At 53.2% G+C, this 17,607-nt stretch carries 18 protein-coding genes; all 18 read right to left on the bottom strand.

The annotated features are described in order from the left end of the window. Positions 1 to 136: 136 nt before the first annotated feature. Complete coding sequence (locus tag A2273_11990; GenBank protein ID OGF06602.1) at positions 137 to 1,372, bottom strand: hypothetical protein; 1,236 nt, start codon at positions 1,370 to 1,372, stop codon at positions 137 to 139. Between the two features lie 31 nt (positions 1,373 to 1,403). Then, positions 1,404 to 2,225: a sugar ABC transporter permease gene (locus A2273_11985; GenBank protein ID OGF06601.1), complete on the bottom strand. Its 822-nt coding sequence runs from the start codon at positions 2,223 to 2,225 to the stop codon at positions 1,404 to 1,406. Beyond that, positions 2,222 to 3,094, bottom strand: coding sequence for a hypothetical protein (locus A2273_11980; GenBank protein OGF06600.1), 873 nt, complete (start codon positions 3,092 to 3,094; stop codon positions 2,222 to 2,224). The genes A2273_11985 and A2273_11980 overlap by 4 nt, the downstream gene beginning before the upstream one ends. 4 nt (positions 3,095 to 3,098) lie before the next feature. Then, positions 3,099 to 4,238: a hypothetical protein gene (locus A2273_11975; GenBank protein OGF06599.1), complete on the bottom strand. Its 1,140-nt coding sequence runs from the start codon at positions 4,236 to 4,238 to the stop codon at positions 3,099 to 3,101. Between the two features lie 32 nt (positions 4,239 to 4,270). Beyond that, complete coding sequence (locus tag A2273_11970) at positions 4,271 to 5,275, bottom strand: hypothetical protein (GenBank protein OGF06598.1); 1,005 nt, start codon at positions 5,273 to 5,275, stop codon at positions 4,271 to 4,273. 207 nt (positions 5,276 to 5,482) lie between these two features. Further along, positions 5,483 to 6,403: a hypothetical protein gene (locus A2273_11965; protein OGF06597.1), complete on the bottom strand. Its 921-nt coding sequence runs from the start codon at positions 6,401 to 6,403 to the stop codon at positions 5,483 to 5,485. A 14-nt stretch (positions 6,404 to 6,417) separates the two neighbouring features. Continuing rightward, positions 6,418 to 7,047 carry a hypothetical protein gene (locus tag A2273_11960; protein ID OGF06596.1) on the bottom strand — a complete coding sequence of 210 codons (630 nt, stop codon included), beginning with the start codon at positions 7,045 to 7,047 and terminating at the stop codon, positions 6,418 to 6,420. Between the two features lie 74 nt (positions 7,048 to 7,121). Continuing rightward, positions 7,122 to 8,012, bottom strand: a complete 891-nt coding sequence (locus A2273_11955) for a hypothetical protein (protein ID OGF06595.1) — start codon at positions 8,010 to 8,012, stop codon at positions 7,122 to 7,124. Between the two features lie 48 nt (positions 8,013 to 8,060). Then, complete coding sequence (locus A2273_11950) at positions 8,061 to 8,483, bottom strand: hypothetical protein (protein OGF06638.1); 423 nt, start codon at positions 8,481 to 8,483, stop codon at positions 8,061 to 8,063. Position 8,484: 1 nt separating this feature from the next. After that, positions 8,485 to 8,724 (bottom strand): hypothetical protein, encoded by a 240-nt coding sequence (locus A2273_11945; GenBank protein OGF06594.1) that lies wholly within the window; start codon positions 8,722 to 8,724, stop codon positions 8,485 to 8,487. A gap of 105 nt (positions 8,725 to 8,829) precedes the next feature. Continuing rightward, positions 8,830 to 10,860 (bottom strand): hypothetical protein, encoded by a 2,031-nt coding sequence (locus tag A2273_11940; GenBank protein ID OGF06593.1) that lies wholly within the window; start codon positions 10,858 to 10,860, stop codon positions 8,830 to 8,832. A gap of 347 nt (positions 10,861 to 11,207) precedes the next feature. Beyond that, positions 11,208 to 11,579, bottom strand: coding sequence for a hypothetical protein (locus tag A2273_11935; GenBank protein OGF06592.1), 372 nt, complete (start codon positions 11,577 to 11,579; stop codon positions 11,208 to 11,210). An 18-nt stretch (positions 11,580 to 11,597) separates the two neighbouring features. Next, positions 11,598 to 12,128 (bottom strand): hypothetical protein, encoded by a 531-nt coding sequence (locus A2273_11930; protein ID OGF06591.1) that lies wholly within the window; start codon positions 12,126 to 12,128, stop codon positions 11,598 to 11,600. Positions 12,129 to 12,131: 3 nt separating this feature from the next. Then, a complete protein-coding gene (locus A2273_11925) occupies positions 12,132 to 12,446 on the bottom strand; it encodes a hypothetical protein (protein ID OGF06590.1) in 315 nt (104 codons plus the stop codon). Positions 12,447 to 12,455: 9 nt separating this feature from the next. Further along, positions 12,456 to 13,415 carry a hypothetical protein gene (locus A2273_11920; GenBank protein OGF06589.1) on the bottom strand — a complete coding sequence of 320 codons (960 nt, stop codon included), beginning with the start codon at positions 13,413 to 13,415 and terminating at the stop codon, positions 12,456 to 12,458. Continuing rightward, on the bottom strand, positions 13,412 to 14,923 hold the full coding sequence (locus A2273_11915) for a hypothetical protein (GenBank protein OGF06588.1): 1,512 nt from the start codon (positions 14,921 to 14,923) through the stop codon (positions 13,412 to 13,414). The genes A2273_11920 and A2273_11915 overlap by 4 nt, the downstream gene beginning before the upstream one ends. 65 nt (positions 14,924 to 14,988) lie before the next feature. Beyond that, positions 14,989 to 15,927, bottom strand: coding sequence for a hypothetical protein (locus tag A2273_11910; GenBank protein ID OGF06587.1), 939 nt, complete (start codon positions 15,925 to 15,927; stop codon positions 14,989 to 14,991). Positions 15,928 to 16,104: 177 nt separating this feature from the next. Then, the gene (locus tag A2273_11905) at positions 16,105 to 17,589 is read right to left on the bottom strand and encodes a hypothetical protein (protein ID OGF06586.1); all 1,485 of its coding nucleotides are present in this window, start codon (positions 17,587 to 17,589) and stop codon (positions 16,105 to 16,107) included. Positions 17,590 to 17,607 lie beyond the last annotated feature (18 nt).

Raw genomic sequence — 17,607 nt, 5'->3', positions numbered from 1 at the left:
TGATTATTCCGGCCCTAAGGCCATTCCTTGGCCAGCGGATGGTCAGAGGCAAAAACCCGGAAACATTCTATCCCCAAAGGTCGATCGGATTGCCGGCATTTTCGATCCACATCACATTCAAACGATCTTTTCGATGCTAATCGATCACGCTAGCCTTTTTCAGGTCCTCCTGCAGGGACAGCAATCCTTCATCTTCCGGGACCTGGCCGGTGAATATCCGGTGCAGGCCTATCTGCAGGAAGTCGGATATCCTGGAATAATCGGGCCGGACCGGACGGGGCCGGGCGGTTATGAACGAACAATAAAAGTCCCGGTAATGGGGATTGGCCTCCAATACCTTCTGGTCGTGATATACCGACTTCCTGGTGGGAAGCCTGCCGCCCTTGAGGGCAAATTCTTTCTGGCTTTCGGCGGAGGTCAGGAACAACACCAGTTCCTTGGCCAGGGCCGGGTGCCGGGAGAACCGGCTTACCGCTAGGTTCCAGCCGCCCAGGCAGGAGGAGCTGCTCTCTCCCCGGCAGGCCGGCAGCGGAGCCATCCCCACCTTGCCGGCCACCACGGAACCCTTGGTTGTATCCTGTGAGAGGGCCCAGGCATAGGGCCAATTGCGCATGAAGACCGCCTGGCCTGAAGTGAAAAGCTGCCGGCTCTCCTCCTCTTTGTAGGTCAGGACGCCCAGCGGAGAGGCTTTGATGTTGAACATCTCCTTTACGATCCCGGCCGCTTGGAGGGCCTCCCGACTGGCCAACAAAGGTTGGCCGTTGTCATCAAACAATTCCCCTCCGCAGCTCCAGAGGACCTCCAGAAAATTACATACCAACCCTTCATACTGTTGCCCCTGCCAGGCATATCCGACCATCCCGTATTTCTTGGAAAGGAAGGAGGCCCGTTTTATAAGCTCTTCCCAGGTGACCGGGACCTTCAATCGATTCTTTTTTAATAAGTCACTGCGGTAATAGAGCATCCCGGCATCGGTGAACCAGGGGACGGCCCACAGCGTATCGCGGTAGGTGCATCCGGCCAGCGGGCCCGGCAAGAAGTCCTCCTTTTCGGTTAGGACATCGTCCAGGGGCAGCAGCCACCCGGCCTGGGCGAACTCCGCAGGCCAGATGATGTCTATGGAGTAAACATCGATGGTCCTGTCGCCCGCCGCCAGATAGGTCACATAGGCGTCATGCTGGGCGGATGACGATTCCGGCATCTCCAGCAGGTTGACCCTAACTCCGGGATGGACCCGCTGAAACTCTTCTATCAGGGCCTGATGCCGTCCGGTGGGGTCCTTCCCCACCGCCCAGGTCAGGGACTTTTCCCCGGATTTTGCGCAGGACATGGCCAGCGCCAGGGCGATGACCGGTAAGGCCAGTTTTAGCATAGCACGCATGGAACTCCCTTTCAACAATATCTCAGCTTTTTATGGCTCCGGCCATCAGGCCGGAGACGATCCTTTTTTGCAGCACCAGCACCAGTATCACCAACGGCAGGGTTATCACCGTGGCGGCGGCAAATATCGCGCCCCATGGCACTTCATGCAGGCCGGGGAACATGGCGATCCCCACCGTTACGGTCCTCATGCTTTCCCGGGTGTTGAGGGTCAGGGCCAGCAAAAACTCGTTCCAGCAGAAGATGAACACCAGGATGGCGGCGGTGAATACGCCGGGGGCGGCCAGAGGAAGGAGCACATAACGGATGGTCTCCATAAAGCCCGCCCCGTCGAGGGCGGCCGCCTCTTCCATCTCGGGCGGCAACTGCCGGAAGAAGTTGTACAGCATCCAGACCGCCAGGGGCAGGTTGAATCCGGTATAGGGGATTATCAGCCCCCAGTAGGTGTTCAACAGTCCGGCCCGGCGCAAGAGCAGGAAAAGAGGACTGATGGCGGCTATCTGGGGCAGCATGGCCGCCGATAATATGGCCAGCAGGAAGATGTTTTTGTGTCTCAGCCGCATCCGGGCCAGGGCGTAGGCGGCCAGGCATCCGATAGCGATGGACAACAGGGCGGTGGTCCCGGAAATAATGAAGCTGTTGGCGATGTATCGCAGAAAAGAATACCGTCCCGAGAACACCTCCAGGTAATTTTTGAAATAAATGGTTTTAGGCCAGCTGCGGCCGGAGGCGATCTCGCCCGGAGACATCAGGGAGGTCAGCACCTGCCAGATGAAGGGCAGTGCGATCAGGGACAAAAGCAAGACAGCAAATATATATGGCGCCAATTTGCCGGTCCTTTTCATACCGCCCTCCTGGCCATCAATCTTACATACAGCAGGCTGAAGGACATCACCAGCAGGAACAAGGCCATCGACAGGGCCGATCCGTAACCGAAATCAAGATGGGAAAAAAGGGTCTTATAATTATAGAGCGACAGCACCTCGGTGCTGCCGGCCGGGCCGCCCCCGGTCATCACCATTATCAGGTCGAACACCCTCAGCGCATCTATGGTCCGGAAGAGCAACGCCAGCAGGATGGTGGGCCAAAGCAGGGGCAGGGTGATCAGCCGAAATTTTTGAAAGGCCCCCGCCCCGTCGACCTCGGCCGCCTGGTAAAGCTCAATCGGGATCATCTGCAGGCCGGCCAGTATTATCAGGGCCGCAAAAGGCGCCGTTTTCCAGACCTCGGCCATCACTATGACGGTCCAGGTCAGGGCCGGATCCGCCAGCCACACCAACGGGGCAGGTATCAGGCCGGCCATCCCCAACAGCCGGTTGGCCAGTCCCAGCCGGTCGTTGAACATCCAGCCCCAGATCATTGCCGCTATCACGGTGGGCACCGCCCAGGGGATCATCACCACCGCTCTTAGCATACCCCGGCCCCTGACCAGTGAGTGCATCATTACCGCCAGCCCGAATCCCACCGCTATCTCCAGGGTCAGTGTCACCGACACAAAGAGCAGGGTTCGGAAGACCGAAGCCATAAAACGCTGATCGCCCAGCAGGGAGATATAATTACTCAGCCCGACAAAATCGCGCAGACCGGTCCCCAGCGAATACCGGAACAGCGACAAATAGAAGCAATATCCCAATGGCACCAGCAGCACCAGAGACATCACGGCCAAAGCCGGGAACAGCAGCAGATAGGGCAATTTCCGGTTAGCTCCCACCATTTTCTCACACTTTCTGCAATCCCTCTGCCCCCAGCGGCGTGGGATACCTGAAGACCACCAGATAGGAGGATGCGATCATGGTAATGACAGTGACTATCTGTATCAATTGCCATGCCTGCATGTCTATGTGCCCCAGGCCGTATAAGGCGGCCGCGATTATCAGGGCGAACTCACTGGACTGGGAAAGCCTTATTCCTGCCTCTTGGGAAAATGCTTTTGTCTCCCCCACCAGCCGGAATAGTAATTGATAGCTGATGTTCTTGATCCCCATTACTGCCAGCGACAGGATCAGGGCCGGTATGATGATCCCTCCGGCCTGGCCAAAATTGAATTGGGCGCCCAGCACAAAGAAGAAGAAGACCAGGAAGAAGTCCCGGAACTGCTTCAATCCCTCGGAAAGGAACAGAGCCAGCGGTTCTCTGGCCAGGGCCACCCCGGCAATGAAGGCCGCCGCCTCCGGGGAGAAGCCTATCAGGTGCGCGGCCAGGGCCAGTCCCAAACCCCATCCCAGGGCCATCAGGAAAAGTACCTCGTGATAATGCTGAACCCGCCTCATCATCCCGTGTAGCAGAAAGTGCTCAAAGGCCAGGGCCGCCCCCCCCACAACCAGCCCCTTCGCCAAAAGCAGCAGCGGATGGCCGGTGCCGCTGATCAGCGCCAGAAAACCGACCGCAATGATATCCTGGGCGATCAGGATGGCGATGGCGAAGGCCCCCATCCTTTGGTGATGCAGGGTGGTGGTGGGGATCAGCTTGACCACCAGAATGGTGCTGCTGAAGATCATGGTCAGCCCGATGATGATCCCGGACTTCAGGCTGTAGCCGAAAAGCAGGGCCAATAAAAACACCCCCGCCCATACCAGCAGGCTTTGCCCGAATATGATGATGGATGTCTGCTTGAACAGCTGTTTCAACCGTTGGGGATGCAGAACCAGCCCGGCATGGAATAAGAGCAGAATGATCCCCAGCTGGGAGACCGAGCCGATGAAATTCACGTCCTTCACCAGTTTCAGCCCCCAGGGGCCGGCCACAGCCCCGCAGACTATGTAGCCAATGATAATTGGCTGCTTCAGCAATATCGCCAGCCAAGCCAGCACCGCCGAAAACACCACTATCACGCTTATGTCGCTGATGTATTTTTCCATACTTTATGACCAAGCGTTGCTTGCTTAATTGATCAACCCAGGGCCAGGCCCATCTTGAAGATCACGTATACCCCCAAAAGGTACAGGCCGAAAATAACCGCCGCATCCCAGCCCACCTTGATCAGACCTTTCTTCCTGGCTGGAAACAGCAGTCCGGTCAGGGCCACTCCCATCATGGCCAGCGTCAGGAAGGCGGTGAAGATGTGGGTGGGAGAGGCATCGGCCATTATTGCCCCATGATAGAAGATGTCATCAATGAAGATCAGACTGATGTTGAATATGCAGCTGCCGAAGAGGTTCCCCAGGGCCATTCCGGCCTGGCCCATCCGGAGGGCGCTGATGGAGACCACCAGTTCCGGGCTGGTGGTGGCCAGCGACATGAATACGGTGCCTACGAAAGAACGGCCCCAGCCCATGATCCCGGCCAGTTCATCAGCCACCATGGGCAGATACAGTCCGGCGGCCACGATCACAGCCGCCGCTAGACAGAACCTGATCACTGCCCCTCTCAGGGTGATGTGTGAATACTGGGCCTCACCCCGCTGGCTGGGATTCTCTTTCTCGTGCCGAAATATCATCTGTTGGGCCACCAGATAGAATACAAATATGGCGAAGGAGAACAGGCCCACGTCGAACAACGATATCGGCAATATCCGCCGGCTGACGAACAGGCCGATACCGGATAGGGCCACGGCTATTATACCCAAGGCGGCGCTCAGGGACTGCTCCCGGCCCACCCTGGCCGATATCGGACCCTCGGTATGCAGGGTGCTGATCACCGCCACCACCACCAGGTTCATAACACAGGCTCCGTAGATATTTCCCAGGGCCAGATCCGGCTGGCGCACCAGGGCCGAGGAGGAGATGCCAGAAAATAATTCCGGCAGGGAGGTTACCGCCGCCAGCAGCACCACTCCGATCCAGCTGCCCGAAAGCCCCAGCTTCTCGCCCAAAATATCGCCGTAACGCGACAGTTTGGAGCCGGCGAAGATGATCACTGTTACCAGCATTACCAGTTTAAACCAAATCAAAAACATATCATGGACCTTTAATGTTTAACATTTCACAATTTGACAGCGGTCTTAATTAGCGCCATCCTTACATTAGTTGATCCCGTTACAAAAGAACCGCCACAGGTGTTCGAATTTGCTGATGGGCGGAACATCGTAGTTCCGCAGGGCAAAATTCGGTGGCCGCGGTCTGGATCAGGCCGTAATACATCAGGCTGGCTTCCTTTATCGGGGTCACTTTCCTCTCCGGGGTTTGTAATCCCGGAACCACCCGAATCCGAAGTTTTCAAATTGCTTCAGGAAGCGGCTATTTCCGGTCGGCATCCCATCGGCCACGTAGTGCAACCCGAAATAGCGCTGCACCGGGCTGATATATCCCTGTTTTTTGGCCCGGGCCAGGCATTTATCCGCAAACTTCCTGCCCCCCACCTTCAGGCAAACATCTTTGAACCTCTTCAAACGGTCAGGTGTGATCTCTATCCTCACATCGGGATACTTCTCAGCATAGACTCTCTCCAGGACAGCATCCGTCAGGTCGGAATATTTTTCCTTGTGCACCACCGCCCCCGGGGGCAGTTTCATCCGGGGTTTGGGCCTGGCTTTTGGATATCCCACGGTCAAAAGGACCACCGGGAAAACCCCTCTGGGCAATTTGAACATCTTTTTAAGGCTGGGGAAGAATTCCATCACCGTCCCGATATACACCGAGCCCAGTCCCAGGGAATCGGCCGCCGTGCAGATATTCTGGGCGCAGATCATGGTGTCTTGAATGGATATCCAGAAATGACGGAAAGAATTGTTGGCGGTGAACGGAGCATCCCCCAGCCTGGCCCAGCGTTTCAGGCGCCGCCAATCTATACAGAACAGCAGGTTGACCGGGGCCTGCCCGATGAATGGCTGATGGCACATTTCGGCCAGTTTTTTATTGGTCCCGGCGTTCTCTATTTTTATGATTGAATAGGGCTGTAGGTTGCCGCCGGTGGCGGCATGGACCCCGGCCTTTAATATATGGTCCATGATCCTGGGCGGGATCTTTTTGCCGGTGAAATTCCTACAGCTTCTCCGCTCTATCAGCAATTTCAGGGTGGGGTTGGGGTAGCTGCCTTTGGCCTCTTGCTTGACGCCGTGGTGGGATGGTATTTTGTCGGCTGGCATATCATCCTCCTGGTTTACCTTCTGTTTCTCCGGCAGTAGTTATAGATATCGCCGTAGGAATGGAACAGGGCACCGGCCAGTATGTTCCTTTTCCCGGCTCCGGCGTCATCCCGCTTGAGATAATTATTGATCACCTTGCCGCTGCCGGTCTTTTCCCGGTATGGGGAATTGAGGTTCATCCTAAGCCTTTTGACCCCGCCTGCGCTGTAGTGCAGGATGATGACCGTGCCGTCGGGCTCAATTTCCTCAACCAATCCCATATGGGTTATCCGATCGTAGACCACATCGGTGGTATTCTTGAAGAACACCGCATCCCCTATATTGGGCTTAAATTCCTGGTAGGCCATGCCTTTATCCTGCAGGCTTAAAAACAACATTTCGGACAAGGATCGGTTCTTGCGGTGCGATCTGATATCCACCCGGTAGCCCATCAGCCGGTATACCCCGACAACGAAACCGGAGCAGTCGTTCTTGAAGCACTTGTTCAACCCCGCCAGATCCCTGGTCCCCACCAGTCCTTTGGCGCATTCCACGATCTCCTGCCGCCGCTGCATCTCCTCCCGGGGCATCTCCCGGCTCCTGATATACGGCCCGGCGCAAGATGCCAAGGCTAAAATCCCGGCGGCAAATGATATGACTTTCAATGATCTCATGTTTTTATTGTAACTTATTTATTGGCAGAATACAAGGAAAAAGCCGCCGGTTGGCGGCTCGAAAGCTATCGGGATTCATCCAATCCCAAGGCGGATTTTATGCGACCCAGGGCAAATTCATCCGGATCGAAATGCCATTCATCGGTCAAAAGTTTTTCCAAATATCTACCAGCTGCGGGGTTTTGGGGAAAGGCCGATATCATTTTTTTATAAATATCCGGCGTGTATTGATAGACCTTGGCCAGATCGTCCAACTGGTACTTGGCCTGGGCGATATCAGCCGGGGTGGCCATACATTTCTGGGCCATCAGCGGACAGGTGATGGTAGCGCGCTGGGTGGAGAACTCGAAGAATTTGCGGCACATGGGGCAGTAGTACTTTCCGGACGGGGCATCACCGGTGACCTCCAATTCGTCGAGTTTGATTGTCTGGCTGATGCTCAATACATCCTTGAATAGGGCAATAACCGGGTTGAGCAGAGCGAACAGCTTATCCTTATCCCAGATTTTTCCCAGGTCGGTGATTATAAAAGTGACCTCCTCCGCCGTTACCCGCTGGGCTGTTTCACAGCCGCTTACCATGATGATGAAGCTTTTTAGGGTCTGAAGTTTTTCGTTCCGGTATTTTACCCCCCAGTCGTTCAAAAACCCCAGATAGGCGTTAAACAATCCGTCACCGATCTTGCCAAAGTCGCCGGTGGCCAGAAAGGACATAATTTTATGGGGGATCTTGGGGTAAAAAAGCCCCAGTTTTTCCAGGCAGATGGACGACTCCAGGGGCATCACCTCAATGGGGATGGGAGTATTGATGCACATCTTAGGCATATAGGGACAAACCGGATGATCGATGCTGAACAGCATCTTGCAGGTAAGGCACCAATAGCGGCGGCTGGGCGAAAGGCTGCCCTTGGGAAGGGACGCCACTTTCTGCATCAGTTTTTCCTTGTTATCAAACATAACTCCTCCGTTAACATGGTTAGAGGCCACTGATGCCGGCTTAAAGGATCAATCGACTGGGGCGGGTTTTCTCCGGCCGTCCTTTTTAAGCCCCTGAAGATGTTTCCCCTCCAGCCGTTTCAGCGTGGATCGATAGCTGGGCCTGGTAGCCACCCTTTTTTTATGAGTGGCTGATGCCCTCAGGATCAGGGCCCTCAGACGGTCAAAGGCGTCCTGTTTGTTGCGCTCCTGGGTACGGTACTTGCGGGCATCAATTATTAGGATACCCCGGGCATTGATCCGGTTCCCGGCCAGCTTGAATACCCCCTGTTTCACCGCCTCGGTCAAGGCCCGGGTGCGGACGATGTTGAATCTCAGCTGGACCGCTGTGGCGACCTTGTTGACATTCTGCCCGCCCGGGCCGGAGCTGCGGACGAAATGATATTCGATATCACCACTATCCGGTTTGATCTCGGTAAAGGACATTTTTATTTCAGCCCCGGTCCTTGCGCACCCCGGCGATGCCGGCAAATACCACCACCAATATGGCCAATTTCAGCGATGTCAGCCAGGAGATGCTTTTCACCACCAGCCCCTGTTCCACCGCCCCGGGGAACAGGTCAGGGATGGTCCAGGCCCACAATATTTTTACAATGAACAGGGCCACCACCAAAGAGATGATCATCAACGCCAAAGCGCCCGGGAATACCGCCAGCAACCAATTTTTCTTCATAACAGATCCTTTATTATATTTTTCATTAAAATACCACGTATCTCAACTGATTTCAATAGTAAAATAAAATCGCCCTAAAGATAGGGCGATTTTAAGCATTAAGGATTACTTAAGGATGCTCAGTTTCCGGGTGATCCTTTGGTTGCCATACACCAGCTGATATACGTAAATCCCGTTGGGCAGCAAGTTTGCTTTATTATCCCTGCCATCCCAGGGCACAGCATTAGGGCCAGACGGGCTGTGGCCGATATGAATCGTTCTTACCTCCTGCCCCAGAATGTTGAAAATCCTGATGTTTACGTTGCCTTCGGCCGGCAGTGAATATTTGAAAGTGGTCTCACCCCGGCTGGGATTGGGATAACAGGGCAGTAGCGCCAGTTCCGATCTTTTCACAAAGGACGAAATCACGATATTCACCGGTCCGTAGGGTGTTTTATCTCCGTTGACATCCACCTCTGTAAGCAGGTAATAATAGCTGCCCCCCTCCGGCAGGCTTTCATCGGTATAACTGTATTCCTGAGGCTGGTTGGAGGTCAAACTACCGGGTATCTTGGCCAGCAGTTTGTATTCCCCCTCAGAATCCTTGGTCCGGGAGATCTCCCAGTGTGAACAGTAATACTCGCTCTCGGTTCGCCATGAAAGCAATGGCTTATTGCCGGAGATCGTCCCGGTAAAATAGCTCAGTTCCACGGCATTGGGTGCTTGGCCTGGAATCACAAAAAGCGTGCAAGCCATGGCTTTGCTATTAAAATCACCCTTGGCCGCGGCTGGGATCCCTCGTATGGCAATGCCAGAATTGCCCCCCGAGGTGGTCGAACTTGTTCCATTGAAATATGAATAAGGATATAAAGTGCCACCCAAGCTGTCAAAATGAACCTGGGTCCCGCTGTTCCAGACATCGGCGGCATCGCCCCTGTTGGTGCCGGTCCACATTTCGGAGCTGTACCCGGCCGAGGTCATATCGGTCTCTTCCAGTGCCACGCCATAGCAACGATTCCTGGTGCTGTTATTCGTGCTGTTAACATTGACCTTGTTTGTGGCCAGATATTTATTGATGGTGTCTTCGTTGATATGATAAACTAACAGACCGGATCCCAACATATACTGGTCCCATTTTATTCCGCTGTAATAACCCAAAGCGTTCTGGTTTCGGTTCTCGGCCAGCCAGTACTGCTTGGCTGTCGAACTGCCCAATTTGGCCATCCTGACCGAACTGCGGGTTGAGTCGGCCAGCGACCAGTTGAAAACAAATTTTCCGTTCTGGGTGATATTTTTCGGAGCGATCCAGCCAAGAAACTTCTTTGACCAAACGCACAGAGAGGTGGGGGTAGCAGCATGGGAACCATCACCGCCCCATGAACCCGAAGCCATGCAAGCCCACTGCCCCAAACCTTCTCCGGCGATAGTACCGGTCCCAGTATCGTATAGATCCGGTAGTCCCAAGGCATGGCCGAACTCATGACAGAAAACGCCTCTGCCAATCATTTTGTTGTTCCCATATCCGCTGTAATTGGAAACCTCGGGCATTATTATATATTTGTCGATGGTCACGTATTTATTGCCAACTTTGTCGTTGGTGACGAAGGCCCCGCCGTCCCAGTCGGACATAGCGCTGCTGTGGGACCAGAAATCGGAAGTAAGTCCCGTTTCTTCTGCGCCTTTGCCAGAATGGATGACCCACAATACATCGACATAAAGATCCCCGTCCTGGTCAAATGCCGGATCGGCAAAATTGACCGTGGCATCCAAGGCCGTCAGAATGGCATGGATGAAGCCCGGAACATTCCGGGGGTAGGTAAGATACAGACCGTAATAGCCGTTGGCAAAATATGTTTTAGTGTTCCCACTGCTGGCCCAAGCCTGCACCGCCCCGGTGCAGGTCATGGCCGAGTATGACATATCCTTGTAATAATTGTAACATGTCTTTTTGCCTCCACCCGCTGCAAAAAGACTGTCCTGGAAAGCGATCTGGGTAAAGGTCTGCGCTTGGTCGGTAAAATAACCCATCACTACCGGATAGGTACGCGTGCCGGATATCTTGACCGTCCCAAATTTAGCTTTTAATTGGGGTAACAATCCATCGTTTGGGTTATCTATTCTTCCGGATTCGATAGCTTTGCTTAATCCCTCGGGCATCTCTATGCCTTCCAGTGGGGGCATAGCCCAGGATAAATTCGTCAAAGCAAGCAAAAACAGCAAAGCAGACATTACTGTTTTCATACTTTTCTCCTTAAAATAATTTCAGTATTGTAAAAGTTTTCTTCATTATTAAAATATTCATGCATATTTTATGCCCATATCAATTTTTAATGAATTTATAACATTATGGGAATTAAGATGTTAAGAATATAGAAAACGCCCTGAGATAAATGCGACTACTCTCAAGGCTTGCAATATATATATACTTTTCAACACTAAATTATAAACGTATGGCAATAAATGGCTTGCGATGTAAGCAGATTTTGCATTGCTTTATTATATTTTTACCACTTTGGTTCTTCGGTGATCTGATAGGTCCCCTTGCAGTAGGGGCAATTGATGAACACCGCCCCCTCCTTGACCTCCACCGAGTTCCTGTCCAACGGAGCCCCGCACTGTTTGCATTTCATCTCCTCGGGCTTGACCGAACCGGAGAGGTCTATCTTCTGGGTGATCTCGATCTTCTGTTTTGGCTGGTTGCGTTTTACCATCACCGCCCCAAATATGCCGGTTCCTATCAGCACCAGACCGGTGATGATGCGTCCCCCGGGACTGGAGGTGTATTCGGCCCGGGCCGACATCAGGAACAATATTCCGAAGAATATCAATACTCCGGCTATGATATAAACCGCCAGCGATTTTCCGGTGATAGCCATACTCATCCTCCGATCTTGTTATTTTCCGATTAACGCCAGGGCCCGTCCTTTAAGGTCCAGAAAGAACCTGATCGCTTCGGGGTCCTGGCAATTTTTTGTCCAGAGATATTTGGCCAGGCCGATCTGGGCATAGGCATAGTATCCCAGGGCCATCTGGCCGATGGCCACGTAACCGGTGGCGAACTGTCCCAGCCCGAACAGCAGGCCGATGGCGAACTGGGCCACCGCCGTTATGCCGAAGATGAACTGTCCCAGACCGAAAAGGATTCCCACCCCGAACTGGGCGATGGTGATCAGGCCGATGCCGAACTGCCCGATGGCGATCCAGCCCCTGGCCACCCGAAGCTTGCCGTGGCGGTCCTTGCCCACCGAGATGTGGACCAGAGGCCAGCCGTAGTAGGAGGTTTTGGACCTCCAGTCGAACCCCCACCCGTTCCAGGTTTGGTTGGCCGGCTGGGGCGCCCCGCAGTGGGGGCAGCTCCGGGCGTTGGGGCTGACCGTCTTTTGGCACTCCCGGCAATTGATTAAATTGATCGTGGTCTGGTCCATGCCCTATTTCTCCGGTTTGGTATCGACTGAAGAAGTTTTATCCGAGATATCCAAGGCCGGCTGCAGCTCCTCCCGGGCCTCCTCGATGAGCTGGCGGACCTTGGGGGCCATGGACTGCTCCTCGATCTGATAACCGGCCAGGATCTGGGACAATATTCTAATCTGCTCCTGCGGCCCCAGCCGTTTGTTGATGATTATCCGCTGGCTGTCCTTGACCCGGCACCAGCCGCCTCGCCCGTCGAATTCGTCGAATTTGATGTTGAGGCCCAGTTTTTCGGCCAGCAGGGCCATTTCTTCGATGATCTGTTTTTGTCGCATAATTAAATGTTATATATTGGCTTCTTTTTCTAATTGAGATAAATAATTTATCATGTTTTGTTCATACTCATTCAACATGGATGCTTTGAAATTATTATTTGGTTTGTACCATTTTTTACTGGTAAAATATTTATTTAAACTTTTATCGTTAAAAACATACCCACGCCTTGCGAATATTTCATTGCGAATTAAACGTAATTCTTTTTTTGTATAATTATTTTTCTCTAAATACTTTTTAAATTCGTATATATTTGAGTTAGCCCAATACGGATAAAGTTCTACGATCAATATTTCACTTTCCTTTGGTCTATATTTAGTAAAAGCATATACAACGCTATCTTGATAATATGCGGGTTTAATATTTGTATATCCTGGGAAAGTATCATTTATAAAATAATTAGTTGCCAAATTTGAGTGATTGAAAACGACTCGCCCATCTTTTATCGAACCCTGCCAAGTGCTACCGGTTCCGATTATATAACTAACAAAATATAAACCACCGGCGTTATGGCTGTAGCTACCAGTATAATAATTTTCAACAAACACTGTCTCTTTTGACGGGAAATGCATTTTCCAAGTAAACCAATACTCCGTGTTCGTGAGTGTTTCGTGGTTATAACCGGTTGAAATCTGTTTTACTCGTGTAATCTCTTCAGGCTTACCATTAATAATGACTTTAAAATTGCGCAAAGTATCTGCCGCCGGACTATCACTATTATTTACCGCATCTGGGAACCCCACGTTAATATATTCGGGTTTTTCAAGGTTATAAAACCAAAACTTACAGCTAACAGTAAAACTGTCATGATACATTACTGCATTTATTCTTTCTTTTACCATTTGGATGGAATTACTCTTACTGGGATAAATATTTCCGCCAACACTACCCATATGCGTATCGTTGGCAACAGCGTTAAAACTGCAAATCAAAGTTAAGACAAAAATTACCCTGTATGGTGTTTTTTTCATTTTATATCCTTTCCTTCTATCACCTCGGCCTCGAACACGAACAATTTCGTCTCCTTATCCTTCCAGGCCCCGGCCGGCAGGCCGGCTTTGTGCAGGCATAAATACGACAACGTTTCCTCGCGGGTCCATCCTTCCTCGGCCGCCACCTGCGGCAAAAACACCCCGGAGCGCCCGCCCCGCTGGACTATTATACCATGCCTGCCCACAATGAACTCTTCCGGCGAATCTATCTGCCTCTTGGGGGTCAATACCGATATCTCATACTCCAATTCCGGTAATTCTCTTGTTGTCACCGGAGGGAAACGGGGGTCCCCGGTGGCCGCCGCCACCGCCATCTCCGCCACCGCCTGGTACAGCGGCCTTATGCCCTCTATATATCCGATGCAGCCCCGCAGATTGCCGCTTTCCTTCAGGGTGACGAAGACGCCCCGTAGTTCGGCCAGCCTGGGGGTCAGCGGTGTGAACTTCGGCTTGGGCAGTCCTCTGACCTCAGCCTCGATCGACTGGTGCGCTATCCGGAAAAGTTCTCTTTTCTCCTCCAGTGTTAATTTATCGTCTTCTATTATTTGTTTTTTGATTTTTTCTTTTTTGTTTTTTGTATTATAGAGCCCCGCTGCCAGATATCCCACCACCTGGCCCTTGTCCCCGGTCACATCGCCGGAGGTCCGGTAGTCATAGACCACGGACCTGTCCGCCCCCAGATAGCGGCAGGCCAGCATCACCGTCACCATCGGACCGCCTCCGCAGGCCTCGCATTTTTCAAAGGCCAGGTCACCGGCTAATTTTTCGGGATCAAATTTACCCACGGCATCCATCACCAATTTATCCAGCCTTTTCGCCTCGGCCTGGGAATGGTAGTGCGACAGGTCGCTGGAGGCCAGCAGCAGGACATCGTCCCGTCCCTTGACCGCCCCGGCTATGGTCTGAGCCAGGCGATCGCAGGAGGCCAGTGACTGATCGTAGAGCATTATCGGCACTATCTTAAATCCAGAGTGCATCACGGACTGCAGGAACGGGAGCTGTATCTCCAGTGAATGTTCTTTGGCATGGGCCCCGGGGTTGTCATTGATGTATTTCTGGTCCTGGGAAATTATCTCTTCGGCCAACTTGGAGTCGATCTCGGTCTTACCCAGCGGCGTCTCCCAGGCACCGAAGCCATAGACCGCCGTCCCCTCAAAATAGGCGCTGTGGCTGGGACCCACCATGATAACGGTGGAGATGTTTTCAGGATTGATGTTCTTGTAGGCATAGGCCGCGGTCGGTCCGGAGTACAGGTACCCGGCATGGGGGACGATGATGCCCGTCAACACGCCATCGCTTTCGGCCTTCTTTGCCGCATCAAGATATTTATTTATCTGAGCCGATAGCTTATCGGCTTCTCCCGGATACCAGCTTCCGGCAATGATGGACCTTCTTATATTCATAGCTTGTCCCTCCTTTTCCGGCTGGGCGCTGCAAACACTCAGCCATAAAAGATTCAGCATCAGGAACAGGTGTATATAATTCATAACCCAAAGAAACATGGGTAAAATATCCGTGGAAATATCCCACGATCAGTGTCATCCGTGTGCAATTATGCCCTATCGGCAAACTTGGGATAATCCATTCCGAACCGCCATTTGTGATAGAACTTGAGGGCCAGAAAGGTGGCTATCAGTATCGGAATATATATCGGGAACAGCATGCCGGAAAGAACCACCAGCATAAGCGAGCCGGCCTGGTAGGACAGCATGGTCCATTTCATATTGCCCGATATCACGGCCATCACGAACAGCGGCAGGGCCGCGCCTGAAGCCGCCAGGCAGAGATGGTCTTTAAAGTGGATCGACAGCAACAGGCTGCCCAGCATCAGGGCCAGGGCCAGCCAGCGGGTGACTTTTATCCCTATAAAGACCCCGGTGGTGATGTTGCCGGTGGCCTTATCCGAGTTATGATCCGGAATGGTGGTGTTCAGGTAAACTGCGGAGACCGCCAGCACATATGGCATGGAGAACAACCACAGATTGGCATTGTCACGACCGGCCGATAGCCAGCCGGCGGCAAATGCCAGCAGGCCGTACCCCAGGCCGTTGGCCAGCATGTCCAGGAAAGGTTTTGCCTTGAACTTGAAGGGCGGCACTGAATACAGTAGTCCCAAAATACCGGAGAGCGTAATAATGACCCCGAACAAAATGGAGAATTTCCAGAAGCCGATGAATATGGCTGTCAGGAAAAGGATTATGGATTCTATGATGATGGCCGTTTTATTGACATAGCCCTCGGCCACCAGGAATAGTTTTTTGTTGAGCCGGTCGGTCTCCACGTCGAATATCTGATTGATTATATAGACCGCCCCCATCAGACCACTATATATCAGCATGGCCAGCCAGAATTCCCCGGGCAGCTTCAAGGAAACAGCAAGATGTCCCTGCGCCCGAAAATAGCCCACCAACAGCATGGTCCAGGCCGGGACCAGCAGGATGGGCCTCAGAACGAACAGATAGTCCAAAAGATGCGGATTTTTGCGATCCATAGATTTAAACTGTAAAACAATTGATCGGAAACTGATAGTAGGATTATATCAGCGGGCCCTTGGGTTGTCAAGAAAAGAAGGAGCCTAGCAAAAATGGTTCGAAGGGAAAGCCAAAGGCCCGGTTAAAACCGGGCCTTTGGCTATGACTATTTCGCGATTTTACCTGCTAAATTTCCCTCAGAAACTCCATTCCCAAGCGGCCTTGAATCCCTTAAAGGCCGGCTCCCACCGGCAGAACCCGCCGGAGCAGACCAATCCGCCCTTGGTCCGGCCGGCCGATACTTTCAGCTGCTGGCGGCCCTGGTCGAAATCTATGGCGCATCCGGCCTCGCCCCAGCTTTTCTTGCCGTCGTACTCGGCAACGGGCTTGTCGGCCAGATCGGCATTGGCAAAGACATTCAGCCAGGCAAAAGGAACCCAGCCCAGCTCGGCCAGGACCTCGTCATAATAAAGCCTTCTCATATCATAGATATTCCTGTAGCGGTTGCCTCCGGCTTTGACCGACAGGGTACGGAAGCCATGGTATTTCCATACCATCCCGGCCGAGGCCCCCATATATTTTTTTCTGATGATATCGGGCTGCAGGTTGTCCTCCCGTCTCAGCCGTCCCTCGGCATTGAGGAGAAGGTTCTCCCGGACCTCCCACCGGCCCTCCACAAAAACATCCTGCCATTTTTGGCTGCCGGAATACGACAGGCCTTCAATTGACATTATATCCTCCCTCTGGTCCCTGGTCCTTGCCCAGGATGCATTACCGTGCAATTCCAGCCAAGCCCAGGGGGTGGCCGTCAGGTCGGTTTGAAAGCCATACTCGTCCTGCCCGTTGTTCAATAGCCGGCCCTCCCGGTTGCAGGGCGGCGGCGCATTTATGGCGGCGTCGAAGTCCCGATATTTTTTAAAATCCATCATTGCTCCCAGCCCGGCATAGGCGGCCGTCAGGCTGCCGTAAAAGGCGTGGCCGTTGACATCCTCTATCCCCACCCAGCCGGCCGAAGGGGACAGCCGCCCGTAGGTGCGCCGGCCGGCGTACTCCCCGTAAAGGTCCACCGGGCCGAGCGTTCCGCCCAGGCTTCCGCTGTATTGCTCGTCGGCCGGCTTGCCGAAGGAAGGGTCCAAAGCCGGCCCGGCAGCATTTGACCTCAGATAGGCCAATCCTACTGTTGCTGAAGATAACCTGGTCAGCTTTATCTCGGTCCCGAAATAGGTCTTGGCCGTGTCCAGCTCCACGGTGTTTTCCATGATCCGGCCGAACAGCAGCCGGGCATCGCCCAGGTCTTCCCAGGAAGCCGAGGCCAGGCCGCCGTCCAGATACCGGTCGACCTTGGCCGCCTGCTGGTTGACGCAGTTCAGCACCAGGCCCCGCCCCAAAGTGGCGTAATAGGTCCCGGCCCTGGCCGATAGATTTTCGGTCTTCAGCTGAAGATACCGCCGGGAGATCCCGGAGAACACCGGCTGGTCGTCCCAGCGCTCCTGGTCGTATAAAAACTTCAGCCCGGCGTCAAGCTTGATGTGATCCTTGAGATCGCCGGACAGCCGCAGGTCGCACCCTTCCCGGTAATGCAGCACATTGTAGAGGCTGTCGGTATCGGCCTGGGAGACCCAGATGGCCGCCTGGTTGCCGCCGGAAAGGTCCCAGGCCGCGGCTTCGCCGGCCAAGGCCATAAGACAAACAGTTAAAAC

The sequence above is a fragment of the Candidatus Edwardsbacteria bacterium RifOxyA12_full_54_48 genome, from assembly GCA_001777915.1.
Lineage (GTDB): Bacteria > Edwardsbacteria > AC1 > AC1 > EtOH8 > UBA2226.
This window is presented reverse-complemented; position numbering and strand designations above follow the sequence as displayed.